Origin of the sequence: Chitinophaga costaii (assembly GCF_900094705.1) — a bacterium.
In the GTDB taxonomy this organism is placed as follows: Bacteria; Bacteroidota; Bacteroidia; order Chitinophagales; family Chitinophagaceae; genus Chitinophaga; species Chitinophaga costaii.
Map to the genome: position 1 here is coordinate 1 of NZ_FMAR01000027.1, position 14,293 is coordinate 14,293.

Consider the following 14,293-nt stretch of genomic DNA (forward strand, 5'->3'; position numbering starts at 1 on the left):
TTCAGATCAAATTAAATTTAAAGCCCTTTCTTACATTTGGAAAATATATCTTTAACCTAAGAGACTTCACTGTCCGGCAAAATCGACCCACCTCAAACTACATAATAAAATGAAAGCAAATCACAACATTGATTTGCCGGGAACACCGCGCAACAAGTTGTTTAAAAGCGAAACTACATAATAAAATGAAAGCAAATCACAACCGGGCAGACAAGCTTTTACGCAGGGTTAAAGTTGTTTAAAAGCGAAACTACATAATAAAATGAAAGCAAATCACAACTAGAATGTTTAGTCTTACGAAAAACAGCAGGTGGTTTAAAAGCAAAACTACATAATAAAATGAAAGCAAATCATTACTCAATTCTCTTCAGTTTTCAAATTTCCCTTTGAATTATCGGGAGATAGATTTGCGACAACATGTAAATATCCAACAATTGGGGAAAAGAAAAAGGCTAATAAAAAGGCAGTCCAAAAGCTTATATTTTCCCTTTGAGCGATAGCACCACATTGAAAACAACCAATCAAATAAATCAAAAAGGAACCGCATACAAGAGAATAACAGCGTTTTCCATCATTTATAGTAGGGGTACATTTTTAATTAAGCAGGTAAAAATAGCGATACTTCAAGCTACTAAATATTTATAAACAAATCAACACCTTAGTCCCCCCCACATCACCCAAAACCTTCAATTTTCGTACCTTCCCACTCCATGCAATCACCCACCTTCCATCGCACGCGCCTCGCGCCCACACCGAGTGGGTATCTTCATATCGGCAATGCGCTTTCCTTTGCGCTCACGGCCAGTCTTGCCCGGTATTACGGCGCGCACACACTCCTGCGCATAGACGATATGGATCGCGAGCGCGTGCAACCTGCTTATATACAAGACATCTTCGATACCCTGCACTTTCTTAACATCCCCTGGAACGAAGGCCCGCAAAATGCAACAGCGTACCAACAGCATTTCTCTCAACTAAAGCGCCTATCGTATTACAACGAAGCCTTGGAAAAACTCGTGGCACAAGATATGGTCTATGCCTGCACCTGCTCCCGCGCTCAGATTTTGCGGCAGCGTGCAGATGGGAGTTATGCTGGTACCTGCCAGGCAAAACACCTCCCGCTGGATACACCGAATGCAGCCTGGCGGCTGCGCACAGACCTTACTCCATTACAAGTAAAAACACTGGAGCAAGGAACGATAACTGCTCCATTACCTGCTACCATGCAGCATTTCGTAGTACGTAAAAAAGACGGCTATCCTGCCTACCAGCTTGCCTCCCTGGTAGATGACCAACATTTTGGCGTAGACCTCATTGTAAGAGGAAAAGACCTTTGGGATGCTACCCTTGCACAGCAATACCTTGCTAGCGTATTGAACGCAACATCCTTTATCAACGCCACTTTTTATCATCACCCCCTCCTGTTGGAACCGGATGGACAAAAACTCTCCAAATCTGCCGGCGCTACTTCCATTCACTATCAGCGGACGCAGGGACATACGGCGGAAACTGTTTACAAAATGATCTCCGCCGCTTTACGGTTACATACACCCGCTACCCATTGGACATCGCTTGGTAAGTTGGTATTGCCAGCTACCCATGCATTGTAATCGGAAAAACATAGAACGCATTCCGGCTATTCACATGCCTACAACCTGCGCGTAGCGGGTAGCGGGTACCTGCGGCAAGAAACTGGGATAATTACAGGCAAATTCATTTTCCTTGTTGAAATAGAAAGTCTGAAGGGGTTTGATAAAAATCAATCCCCTCCCTATCTGCCGGTGATAAAATAGGTGGAAGCAGGCGGTCAGCGCCGCATAAATCCCAATGCAAAAGCGGTGCCTGTACCCAATAGCGCACCAGTGGCCACATCGCTGGGATAATGTACGCCCAGGTACATCCGGGAATATCCCACCGCAGAAGCCCATACCAGCGACGGTACAATAATATACCAGTGGGGATACGCACGCGCTAGTGTAACACCGGAACTGAAGGCAGAAGAGGTATGTCCGGATGGAAAGGAATAAGAACCTGGCTTATACACTGGCGTTAAGCGCATATTGGTGATAAAAGGCCGGGGACGTTTCACCAGTTTCTTGATCAGCAGGTTTATTAATTCCGTGCTGATGGCGTTAGTGGCCATGTAAAGCGCATTCTGCTTCATGTCTGCGTCGTTTTTAATCAACCCGGTAACAAGCAGAGTGGCAGGAATACCTACATTCACATAGAGGTTGGCGTCTGAAACAGTACGCCACACCGCCGTTTGCGATGGTGTCCTCGTGGTTTCCAAGTTTTCTAAAACCCGGTCATCGAATTGCTGCAGCCTGGACTGCGCCACCATGTTGGCCGGAAAGAGAAAAAACCACATTACCGCCACCAGGGCTATCGACCGTTTGGTCAGGGGAAACATATCCGCTTTCATGTGATAAAACGCTTTAATTTTTATCAATAACGATCCACTTTACAAGTATCCCTAATTGGATTCCCATTTCGATCCGTATATTTTATGCATACTATCCCCCATGATCTTCACCGTTTTTTTCCTTGGCAAAACATGGCTCAATAAGAAGCTTACCAGTTTATTTCCAGTGCCACTCACAAAGGAAGGTACAGTGCCTATTTTTTGCAGACATTCTTCCACTACCTGCGCTGGCAACTGGGCTTTTGGCTCCAGGAAACTGCCCTTCCGGGGATGGGTATTATTGTAATTAGGCGTAGCCGTAGCACCAGCACAGCAGGCAATCACGTCTACCCCAAAAGGCTTCCATTCATACCATAACCCTTCCGCCAGCACCCGGTCAAAAGCCTTGGAGGCCCCATAAGTGGCAAGAAACCCGGAGCCTTGAAAACCCGCCAGGGACGCCATCATCACAATGCCGCCCCGGCGGCGGGCCACCATTTTACCGCCAAAATAATGTAGCAGGGCCAGTGGTGTTTGAACGTTTACCGCTGCTATATCCAAATGGGTGGATGGGCCCGTGGAAAGATAAGGCCCTATAAAAGATAACGCAGCATTATATACCAGGAAATCAATAGCAGTATCGCCAATAACATGGATGATTTGTTGGGTAGCATCCGGGGCTGCCAGGTCGCAAACTACGGGCAATACTTTCACCCCATACCGGGTTGCAATGTCCGCAGCGGTGGCTTCCAGCTCCTCCTTACGACGGGCAATCAGCACCAGGTTCATTCCCCGGCTAGCCAGCGCATGGGCGTAAGCTGCACCCATGCCCTCAGATGCACCGGCTACCAACGCCGTAGTACCATATTTCTGTTTAAACATTCAGGATTAATTTTTTGGCTGACCAGAACTTGCGGCGGAAAACGGATTAACGGAAGACCACATCCTGTACATTACAATAACAGGGAAAATAACCCAGGCTGCGTTAGACAGTAGTACACGGCTCAACTGTGGCGTAGCATGCTCACCGTTTATTTCTTCAAATAAAATGATAAATACATTTGTCAGCATAACAGATGCCCACACAATACTGGCAAACCGTATCCAGTTTTTCCCTTTGGCATAAGCATAAATAGCCACCGCATAAAAAGGGCCAAAGAAAATAGCATCTATCCATATGGTAGCGCGCCACCAGGCTGGTCTTGCCATCAACACCGGATCAAAATTATGACCGTACCAATGGACCAGGTCCACCAATACGGCAGGCGGCCAGGAGGGATATTGAAAATGATATGCATCTGGTATAATTAATTGTTCAATGTCTACGATATAAGTAATGAAAAAAAGATTGACGCAAAAGAAGACAATGAGCGCAATGTCCAACGGGCGTTTTGATAACGGTAAAGGATGCATAATTCGATACAATATTTTTTTGAAGGCTAAATATAATAAACCTCTACCTACTGTTAGTTACTATTTTCTGGCATCAATAACGTAGACTTACCAATATTTTGGAAAGGAAACGCAGTTGCCGGCAAGGAAGAAGTCGCCAGGTACCGGGCATTGGACCACTATAATCCTTGACACTTTTGTAAATAGAAAAGTTATTACTGCCAGCAGTGATATCGGGGAATCTTTGTAAACAGCAGCATATCCGTTATGCATCGTTAGGGCTTCTTTCTCCCTTTATACAAAGCCCTGCGCTGTAAAAACAGGCAGGGCTGAATAGTGTAAGCGGAATAGCCGTGGATGACGGCATATATTAATGCGTAAACCTTAAGATTGATCCAGGGTCATGATGTCGCGGTCAAAAAGATAAAGCCCACTCTTGTCGTCGCCAATGAGTTCCAGCTTATCGTTGCAATCCCTGGCCAGTTTTTCTTCTTCCATTTGTTCCAATACATACCATTGCAGGAAATGATCCGTAGCATAATCCTTCAATTCTCTTGCTATTTCCACAAGGTTATTAATGCTTTCGCTCACTTTTACTTCATGTTTATAAAGCTGATCGAAGGCACTTTTCAGGGAAACAAAGGTAAGCACCGGCTTTTCCAATGCAGGCACTACCGCAAAACCGCCCCTTTCGTTAATATAATGGATTAGCTTCAGCATGTGCATCCGTTCTTCTTCACTGTGCCGGAAGAAAAACTGGGTAACACCTTTCAGACCAGGTTGTATTTCCGCCCAACTGCCCATGGCCAGGTAAGCCTGGGAACTCTGTGCCTCCATCAGCACCTGGGCATTAAGGGCATCTTGCATTCTCTGTATTAACATAGATTTAAATTATTGTGTATGTAAATATAAGCATACCCTCCAAAAATTTCCTCTGTCTAACAAAAAATTCCGGATCCGATAATTTAGTGAGCATCACAAACTAATAGTCCAACGCGATATGCGTTACGTATCATCATCGCCAAACTTCCGTTAAACTGGATGCAACGTTACACGGGTAATATGTTTTTCAGTAGTAATACTTTAAATTTTCTCAACCCTTCCTTTTGTTTCAATAGCGCCACTACACCTTTAACCCGCCAAAAATACTGATCATCATCACCGCCAGCACGATCAGCGTAATACAGATATAGAGCCTGTCTTTCTCCAGTACAAAACCCACCAGTGAAAAAGCTATGCGAAAAATAGGTGTAAGAATTAGTATTACCACGCCCAGCTGGACATACGCCTTCGCATCTCCTTGTTGCATCCCCGTCAAAATTTCCTTTAGCGTTGTAAATCCCGCAGCAGTACCCAGGAACTGATGATAAGGTGGTCTTGCCTGCCTGCCAGACTGCATGAGATATAATAACCCGCCAATACCTACGATAACACTGGCAGTGATCACTCCAAGCCGTAATTGCCAGCCAATGATCTGTTCTATATCGTGGTCTACCAAAAACCTTTTTGAAGTTCTTTTCATACTTTATATTTTTAAAGAAGGCCTTTAAAATTGATGATGATAACCATTATAGATCATCTCGATAGCCACAAAGGAAATAGCAGCACAGAAAAGGTATCGCAGCAGCTTGGGATCAATACGGGCCAGCAATTTAGCCCCGGTAAATGCACCGCCTATCACCCCCAGCACCACCGGGAAGGCAATGCCAGGGTCCATATAACCCCGCTGAAGATATACCACCGCGCTGGCCGCCGCCGTAACACCGATCATAAAATTGCTCGTAGTAGTACTCACCTTGAAAGGGATATGCATCGTTGTATCCATGGCCAGCACTTTCAATGCGCCAGACCCAATGCCCAGCAAACCCGACATGATGCCAGCTAACGTCATGATGGAAAAACCTGCCCCAACATGGTTTAATTGATAAGGCACTACACCATCTTTGGTAGGATAACTACTATTGAGCTTGAATTTCACCGACCACTTGCTACCCACGGCCAGCGCTTCCTGGTTTTTCTTACGAATGGTCATTGCTGCCGAAAACAATAAAATGGCGCCAAACAAGATGGCAATTGTATTGGTAGGCGTATACACTGCTATAAATGCGCCGATCACGGCACCAATGGTCGTGGCTATCTCCAGGAACATACCCAGGCGTATATTGGTAATGCCTTCTTTTACATAAGCACTGGCTGCACCAGATGAGGTAGCGATAGATGCCAACAGGGCCGCACCAATGGCATAGCGGATGTCGATATGAAATACCAGCGTAAGCAAAGGGATCACCACCACGCCCCCGCCTAAGCCGGTCAGCGATCCTACAAGACCGGCCAGGTAAGCGCCTGCCAGTAAGATAAGTGTAAATGCAAGAATGGACATTACAGTAGTTTTTAATAATTATGAGCGAGGATATGGCGGATGATGTCGAGGGCCGCCTTTTTGCGTTTGGCTTTGATCGCCTTAAAAAGATCTTCATGCAAATGATGACTCATAGCAAAATGAGCAAAGCCCTGCAAAGCGCGCTTGGAAAAAAATGAGCGGATAGTAGCCGTAAAATGCTGGTATAGCCCAGCCAGCACCCGATTGCCCGACGCGTGAGCTATCGCCATGTGAAAAGCAATATCTGCCTCCGTACACGCCTGCCGGTCTTCTGCTGCTATGGCTTCTTTGCGGGCAAGGAGGCACTCCCCGATGGCTGCCAGCTGTGCCGGTGTATGATGTGCAACTGCCAACGATACAATTTCCTCTTCCAGCAACTTCCGCACGGCATTGATCTCTTCAAAATTTGCCCTTTGCAAACGTTGTTCCAGGCTCGCTGTTTCCAGGTCGGCATTCACAAACGTGCCTGCACCCTGCTGTACCTTCAGAATACCCGACATTGCCAGGCTTTTGATCGCCTCGCGGATGGTGGAGCGCCCCACCGCATATATTTTCATTAACGCCGGCTCCGCCGGAATTTTATCTCCCGGCTTGTAACGCTTACGTTGAATATCGTCACGGATCTTTTCCACCACTTGGTCCGACAGCCTGGCACGCTTCATGGCATTACATTTTATACAAACATACGATGTTTTATAAAACATCTGATGTTTTATTTATTCCTGGCGAGCAGATGTTAGCCGGTGGATATACTTCAATTTCACGCATCGCACGATTACACAGAAAAAATCCCTACCTTTAAAATGGGTCATTCAAGATCCTAATGGATGAATGGTAATTGCCTGCGCATGCTTTATAAATTCCTGGTAACTGCATACAACTGATTGATGGTCTCATATACTGGATATAATGATGGAGAATTGGTGGGCCTCCTGCAACAGGGTGATCATAGGGCTTTCGAGGAGCTGTATAACCGGTATTGGAAACTTGTTTTTTCTGTGGCCCTTTCCAAACTGGACAACTACACCGAAGCAGAAGAAATTGTTCAGGAAATTTATACCGACTTATGGGCCCGTCGCCAAACTGCCGAAATCCGCTCTGTAAAGCACTACCTGGCAGCCTCCGTTAAATACCAGGTAATGACCCTGCTAGCCAGGAGAAACCGTCGTAATCAATTAGAAAGCGGTCTTCAGGCCGCTCCTTCTTTCACCACCCCTACCAGCCAACGCCTGGAATTTAACCAGCTGCTACAAGAACTGGAACAATTAGTAGACGCCCTTCCCGAAAAATGCCAATTGATTTACCGCCTCAGCCGGGAACAAGGTTATTCTCACAAAGCAATTGCTACCCAGCTTAATATCTCTTCCAAAACCGTGGAAACCCAGATCACACGGGCGCTTGCCCGCATCCGAAAAGGATTGAACGATGCAGCCTTTTTCCACTTCTTTTAAAAAAAATAAAAAAATATGGGTAGTCAAGTAAGGGATCGCCGCTTTTCCCTTACTTATGTTTAGTATGGATGAGAAACGCTACCAGGAATTGGCTGAAAAATGGCTACAGGGTACCATCAGCCCTGAAGAAAAGCAGGCATTCACCGAATGGTACCGGCTAAAAGGGAAAGATATGCCCCAAAACGTGCCGGAAGAGTTTGTCAGTGATGAAGCCGCGCATCAATACCGTATCTGGCAAAAAATACAGGCGCAAATAACGCCGGTGGTACCTATAAACACACGCAAACGAAGGCTGTCTTATGCCGCAGCCCTATTTATATTAATTACCGGAGGTAGCTTGTTTTTGTTTTTACAGCAGCGGTCACACGCACCCATCCTAACGGCAAAAACCACCGCGCCCGTCATTGCTCCCGGAAAAAATGGAGCCGTGCTAACATTGGCCAATGGCCAGCAATTAGTACTCGACAGCCTGCACAATGGCGTGATCGCCACCCAGCAAGGCGCAAAGGTGCTTTTACAAAATGGACAATTAACCTACGATCCAACCGGGGAAACGACGGATGTCGCCTATAATATGATAGCTACGCCCCGGGGGCGCCAGTTCCAGGTAACCCTGCCGGATGGCACCAAAGCCTGGCTGAACGCGGCGTCTTCCATCCGCTACCCCACCGTTTTTCATACACCGGAACGTAGCGTACAAATTACGGGTGAAGTATATTTTGAAGTAGCCCAAAATGAAAAGCAGCCTTTTTCCATCCTGATAAATGAGGATACAAAAATTGAAGTGCTGGGTACCCACTTTAATGTAAATGCCTATGCAGATGAAAAGACCGTGAAAACTACGCTGCTGGAAGGCGCTGTAAAGGTAAGCCTGCATGCCGCAAACCTGGTACTGAAGCCTGGTCAGCAGGCACAAACTCTGCCAAACGGCCTTATTAAACTTTTGCCCAATGTAGATACAGAGGAAGCAATTGCATGGAAAAATGGATTATTCCAGCTTAACAGCGCCGATGTGCCGGCCATTATGCGCCAACTATCCCGTTGGTATGATGTAGAAATTACTTATGAAGATGGTATTCCCAACGGCCATATCAGTGGAAAAGTACCCCGCGATATGAACTTGTCGGAGGTATTGAAAGTGCTGGAATTAAGTGGATTACATTTTAAAATAACTGGAAAAAACATAACCGTACTGAAATAAACTCGTAAAAAAAACCGGAAGTGTTGAAGCCACTCCCGGCGAGTATTTGGCCAATTTTTTTACAATCTGACAGACTGCTTATTTATCAACCAAACAATGCAAAACTATGCAATCGACTTTTTATTGCAAACTTTTCCCGCCAGGAGAAAAAAGGCGGAATTCAACCAAAATATGGATGACGATGAAGTGGACGGCCTTTTTTATTTTAGCAGCCTGCCTTCAGGTAAGCGCCCGGGGATATGCCCAGCGCATCAACATTTCCGCACACAATGTTACTTTAGATGCCGTGTTCAAAGAAATAGAGCATCAATCTAACTACTATTTTGTGTACAGGGACGAATGGCTGCATGCCACTGCCAAAGTAGACGTATCGATTCAAAACGCCACCATAGAAGAGGCATTAAAACTTTGTTTCAAAAACCAACCATTTAGTTATGCCATTGTAGGCAAAACCATTGTGTTGAAGCCCCAGGAAAATGCACCGGAAACGGTGGCTTCCCAGCCACCGCCCGGTGATATAAAAGGATACGTGGCCGGTGACAACGGCCCACTGTATGCCGCCACAGTCATCAATAAAAGAACCGGCACCGGCACTGCCACCAATCTCAGAGGAGAATTTACCTTATCGGACGTAAATGAAAATGATGTCTTGATCATCAGCTCTATCGGGTACGAAAAACAGGAAATTTCTTTGAAAGACAAAAAAGGCGTTATATCGGTGCAGCTCAAAGTAGCCGTTAATAAGCTGGACGAAGTACAGGTATTGGCATATGGGCAAACCACCAGCCAGCGTATCAATACCGGCACCGTAACGAAAGTTACTGCCGCAGATATTGCGAAACAACCGGTCACCAACGTGTTGCAGGTATTAGCCGGACAGGTGCCGGGCATGCTCATCACGGAAAATAGTGGTACCCCCGGCGCCGGCATCAAAGTACAGATACGTGCCGCCGCTTCATTGCCATCTATCAATAACGTGGCCGCTACCGGAACTGCGCCTCTTTATATTATCGATGGAGTATCCTTCCTTTCTGAACCTGTTTATTCTGCCGGCGGAAATACCAAAGGATTCCTGCAACCTTCGTTTGGAAGCAGCCCGTTGAATACCATGAATCCAGGCGATATTGAAAGCATAGAAGTGCTCAAGGACGCCGACGCCACCGCCATATACGGCAGCAGAGGTGCCAATGGAGTTATACTGATTACCACCAAAAAAGGTAAAGCCGGTAAAACAAAATTGGACGTAAACGTTAATAGCGGTATTTCAATGGTGTCAGACCTGCACAAGGTGCATAATATGACAACCGCTCAATACCTGGAAGTGCGTCACCAGGCTTTTGATAACTCTAACCTGACTCCTACCGCTTCTACCGCACCAGATCTTGTGCTGTGGGATACTACCAAAACTACCGATTTTGCCAAAACGCTGATAGGCCGCACCGCACATCTGACGGATGCTGCGGTGAGTTTCTCCGGAGGTAATTTCCAAACTAATTTTCTCCTGAGTGGTACTTATCACAAAGAAACTACTGTAATACCGGGCGATTATAAATATGGCAGAGGTGCCGTTCACTTGTCTGTAGAACACACTTCTCCCGACAGGAAATTTATGGCCAATATTTCTGCTACAATGACAGTGGACAAAAATAACAACACTGCTAGGTTGGGCTACTCTACTGACCTGGCCAGCGTAGCATTCAGCATGGCACCCGATTTCCCGCTATACGACTCTACCGGCAAAAACTTGTATTGGTTTGATCTCAATACATATTCATTGGCATATGATAATCCACTCAAATATAAATACGACCGCTATACAGCAAAGACCAATAACCTGATTGGTAATATTATGCTGAAATACACCCCTGTTCATGGGCTGAACCTGAAAGTAAGCACCTCCTATAACAAACTGCTTACCGACGCCCAGAGCCAGGTTTCTTCTTTATCGCTGAACCCTTTTAATACTACTTATCTACCTTATTCCTACTTCCAGCAAAACTATGCAGAAACCTGGAACGTAGAACCACAGGCAGATTACACCCATAAGATTGGCGATGGTACGCTGAATGTACTGGTAGGTTCTACCTTGCAGAATAATAGTTATGTGCAGCCTTTTTATATCTCGGCAAATCACTACACTTCCGATGCATTACTGGGTTCTGTAGCCGCTGCGGGTAGCATTTATGTTACCAATTTCAGTTCTGAATATAAATACCAGTCTGTTTTCGGAAGGGCTAATTATAACTGGCTCAATAAATACATCGTAAATATTAACTACCGCTATGATGGCTCTTCTAAATTTGGTGTCAATAACCGCTTCGGCAGCTTTGGATCGGTAGGCGCCGCATGGATCTTCTCTGAAGAAAATCTCATCAAAAACAAGCTCTCGTTCCTGAGTTATGGAAAGCTGCGGGGAAGCTATGGTAGCTCTGGTAACGACCAGATACCCAACTACCAATACCTTTCCACCTATCAAACCACCTACTATGGGTATAATGGCATATCAGGGTTAGTACCCAGTAAAATTGCCAATCCAAACCTCAAATGGGAGGTAAATAAAAAATCTGAAGTCGCCTTGGATCTAGGATTTTTGAAAGACAGGATACTGGTATCTGGCACCTGGTATGTGAACAACACGAACAATCCCCTGGTGAGCAATCCCCTCTCCACAGTTTCCGGTTTTTCATCCTACTATGCTAACCTGCCCGCATTGATACGGAGAAAAGGCCTGGAGTTTACGCTGTCTACTCAAAACATCAAAAACAAAAACTTTAGCTGGAATACCTCTATCAACATCAGCTTTGCGCAAAGCAAACTGGTATCCTTCCCCACTATTGCCAATACCGGGTACATCAACTACATGGTAGTAGGACAATCCATGAGTACCATCTACGCGTGGCACTATACCGGACTATCAGCCACTACCGGATTGCCCACTGTTTTGGATGCCAACAAGAATGGAACCACCCTGCTATCAGAAGACGGCCTGGCGGCCAATGGCCTGGGCGACAAAATAGCAGTAGGTAAATCAGATCCAGATTACTTTGGTGGGATGAACAACTCCTTCCGGTACAAAGGCTTTTCACTAGACGTTCTATTGCAGTTCGTAGGACACGCTACCAAGCAAAGCATCGACTACGGCAGCACTACCCCTCCCGGTTACGATGCTACCAATAAATCCTCCTATATCTACGATCTGTTTAAGCAAACCAATGGTAAAATTGCTACCAAAACATTCGGATACAACACCGATGGAAGTGCCTACAACTCCTACGTGAAGTATTCACAGTCGGATGCCTTACTCAGTAACGGTGCCTATTGGAGAGTAAAAAATGTATCGTTATCCTACACCTTCAGCGAAAGTTGGTTAAAACATATCAAAATGAGTGCAGCCCAACTATACCTGCAAGGACAAAATCTCTTCACCGGCACCAAGTTCAGGGGCTTTGACCCGGAAAGCCCTGCAGGGAACATTCCGCCGCTGAAGACCTTTACTGCAGGCGTTAAATTCTCCTTCTAGTTTTAGGGTGACCCTCTAAGCGCCGTCCACCCACAACTAGGATTAACATAAACGATCAAGCCAAAAAAAATTGGTATGAAACTTACAATCAAATCACCTAAAATATTTGCAGCAGCACTCATTGCCCTAGGCATGTCGGCTGCAGGCTGCAAGAAATTCATCGATGTAGACGCACCCAGCGACCAGTTGGTTACGTCTACTGCTTTTGCTACAGACAATACGCTGAAGTCTACCATCTCAGGAATGTATATCACCATGGCGTACTCTAATTCGTACGACCTCCAGTTTAATCTTTCTTTTCTCACCGGCAACTCCAGCGATGAATTTAAATTTTATGTTCCCAGCAGCGATTACGATCCCTATTATTTCTACACCCTGGCGACAGACGAATACAAAGTGGCCGCCTTATGGGCCGATCTTTATTCCTCTATCTACCAGGCCAATTCCATCATTGAAGGCGTGCAAAACAGCACCGGCACGATAAGTAGCACCATGAAAACGGAAGCGATCAGCGAAGCCAAATTCGTAAGAGCATTCTGTCATTTCAACCTGGTGAACTTATATGGTGATGTTCCCATTGTAACTACAACCGATGCAGTGAAAAACAACACCCTCTATCGCAGCAAGAAAGAAGATGTTTACAAACAAATTATCTCAGACCTCACAGACGCCAGGGATCACCTGCTAACAGATTACTCCTACGCAAATGGAGAACGTACACGGCCCAACAAATACGTAGCCCAAGCCTTACTGTCAAGGGCTTACCTGTATGCAGGCGATTGGGCAAATGCACAGTTAAATGCCGACAGTGTCATTAATCACACAGAATTATATAACCTGCTTAGTACCGAAAAACTGGGCGGTATTTTTGTAAAAAACAACCAGGAGGCTATCTGGCAAGTAACCGCCTCCCCTGCCGCCTTTGTTGGCTTTACACAAGAGGGTCAATATTATAGCTTTGGGAGCAAATCCATCCCCAACTACCTGCTGAGCGATTATCTCGTAAAGGCTTTTGAAACAGGAGACAAGCGGTTCGACAACTGGGTAGGCACCAGCACCTATGAAGGAACGACCTATTACTACCCATTTAAATACAAACAATCTGCAGAGGATGAGGGCGATGACGGAGAATATTGCACCTACCTCCGGCTGGCAGAGCAATACCTGATAAGCGCAGAAGCAAAGGCCCAACAAAATAATCTCAGTGGCGCCATTGCAGCCATCAATGTGATCCGCAGCCGTGCCGGACTGCCCGCAACAACCGCCTCTAGCCAGGCCGACATACTGCTGGCCGTTGAACAGGAACGCCGGATAGAACTCTTCGGCGAGTATGGTCACCGCTGGAACGACCTGAGAAGAACAGGTCGCGCCGATGCTGTATTGAGTAAGGTAAAAGAAGGATGGACCACTAATGCAGCTTTATATCCCATTCCTAAATACGACCGGAATAATAACCACAACCTTACACAGAATCCTGGTTATGGAGAGTAAACATCCCTATTCATAAATATTTGCGCTAATAACAAATCCCGGAACGCTGTGTTCCGGGATTTGTTATTAGCGTTTGAATCTAAAAAATAAGAGCCTATATTTTACAGCATTCTTTACAACAGCAGGATAAAAAGTTTCTAACTAACTCATTAGATACATGAAACCTTTGCGCATGGGTATTTCAGTAATACCAATAGCCCATACCTGGTTTCTTTTTGTAATAAGCAAGTCTTTCAATAGTTAAGGATATACTTTGCCAAACGCATTATCTGGACGTAATGTATGCCCTCAATAATAGCACGACTGATGCCGCTACTAAATTATTTAATACGAAGGTGAAATTGTGGATCAAGTTGAAAACATGGGGGATTAATGTTAAAGCTGTTTTTTTGCGGATTAAATCAACATTTTGGAAGAGAGTTACCGTCAGTTAATAGAATTGCTTTTGCCCGCCGGG

Annotated in this window: 12 protein-coding genes; 5 read left to right on the top strand and 7 right to left on the bottom strand. The window is 45.6% G+C overall.

Annotation, left to right across the window (positions count from 1 at the left end):
• The first annotated feature begins 710 nt into the window (after positions 1-710).
• Entirely contained in the window at positions 711-1,610 is a 900-nt protein-coding gene (locus GA0116948_RS20340) for a glutamate--tRNA ligase family protein (RefSeq protein ID WP_089715666.1), read from the top strand.
• A 197-nt stretch (positions 1,611-1,807) separates the two neighbouring features.
• On the opposite strand, the gene GA0116948_RS21735 is transcribed toward GA0116948_RS20340, so the two are convergent.
• The 7 genes from GA0116948_RS21735 to GA0116948_RS20375 all read right to left on the bottom strand — a co-directional run bounded on the left by GA0116948_RS21735 (position 1,808) and on the right by GA0116948_RS20375 (position 6,835).
• Positions 1,808-2,422 carry a phosphatase PAP2 family protein gene (locus tag GA0116948_RS21735; RefSeq protein WP_317041941.1) on the bottom strand — a complete coding sequence of 205 codons (615 nt, stop codon included), beginning with the start codon at positions 2,420-2,422 and terminating at the stop codon, positions 1,808-1,810.
• 51 nt (positions 2,423-2,473) lie between these two features.
• Positions 2,474-3,283 (bottom strand): SDR family NAD(P)-dependent oxidoreductase, encoded by an 810-nt coding sequence (locus GA0116948_RS20350; RefSeq protein WP_089715667.1) that lies wholly within the window; start codon positions 3,281-3,283, stop codon positions 2,474-2,476.
• 6 nt (positions 3,284-3,289) lie between these two features.
• Entirely contained in the window at positions 3,290-3,814 is a 525-nt protein-coding gene (locus GA0116948_RS20355; protein ID WP_089715669.1) for an EXPERA domain-containing protein, read from the bottom strand.
• Positions 3,815-4,177: 363 nt separating this feature from the next.
• Complete coding sequence (locus GA0116948_RS20360) at positions 4,178-4,675, bottom strand: ferritin (RefSeq protein WP_089715671.1); 498 nt, start codon at positions 4,673-4,675, stop codon at positions 4,178-4,180.
• 241 nt (positions 4,676-4,916) lie between these two features.
• Positions 4,917-5,315: a DUF1634 domain-containing protein gene (locus GA0116948_RS20365; protein WP_089715673.1), complete on the bottom strand. Its 399-nt coding sequence runs from the start codon at positions 5,313-5,315 to the stop codon at positions 4,917-4,919.
• Between the two features lie 24 nt (positions 5,316-5,339).
• Entirely contained in the window at positions 5,340-6,173 is an 834-nt protein-coding gene (locus GA0116948_RS20370) for a sulfite exporter TauE/SafE family protein (protein WP_089715674.1), read from the bottom strand.
• 11 nt (positions 6,174-6,184) lie between these two features.
• Positions 6,185-6,835, bottom strand: a complete 651-nt coding sequence (locus GA0116948_RS20375) for a FadR/GntR family transcriptional regulator (protein ID WP_089715676.1) — start codon at positions 6,833-6,835, stop codon at positions 6,185-6,187.
• A gap of 225 nt (positions 6,836-7,060) precedes the next feature.
• Here GA0116948_RS20375 and GA0116948_RS20380 point away from each other — a divergent pair, with 225 nt between their 5' ends.
• From GA0116948_RS20380 to GA0116948_RS20395, 4 genes are all read left to right on the top strand, one after another.
• Positions 7,061-7,624 (top strand): RNA polymerase sigma factor, encoded by a 564-nt coding sequence (locus GA0116948_RS20380; protein WP_089715678.1) that lies wholly within the window; start codon positions 7,061-7,063, stop codon positions 7,622-7,624.
• 64 nt (positions 7,625-7,688) lie between these two features.
• The gene (locus tag GA0116948_RS20385; RefSeq protein WP_165798547.1) at positions 7,689-8,825 is read left to right on the top strand and encodes a FecR family protein; all 1,137 of its coding nucleotides are present in this window, start codon (positions 7,689-7,691) and stop codon (positions 8,823-8,825) included.
• Between the two features lie 181 nt (positions 8,826-9,006).
• Entirely contained in the window at positions 9,007-12,345 is a 3,339-nt protein-coding gene (locus tag GA0116948_RS20390) for a SusC/RagA family TonB-linked outer membrane protein (RefSeq protein WP_165798548.1), read from the top strand.
• Positions 12,346-12,420: 75 nt separating this feature from the next.
• Positions 12,421-13,836 carry a RagB/SusD family nutrient uptake outer membrane protein gene (locus GA0116948_RS20395; protein ID WP_089715683.1) on the top strand — a complete coding sequence of 472 codons (1,416 nt, stop codon included), beginning with the start codon at positions 12,421-12,423 and terminating at the stop codon, positions 13,834-13,836.
• Positions 13,837-14,293: the final 457 nt, after the last annotated feature.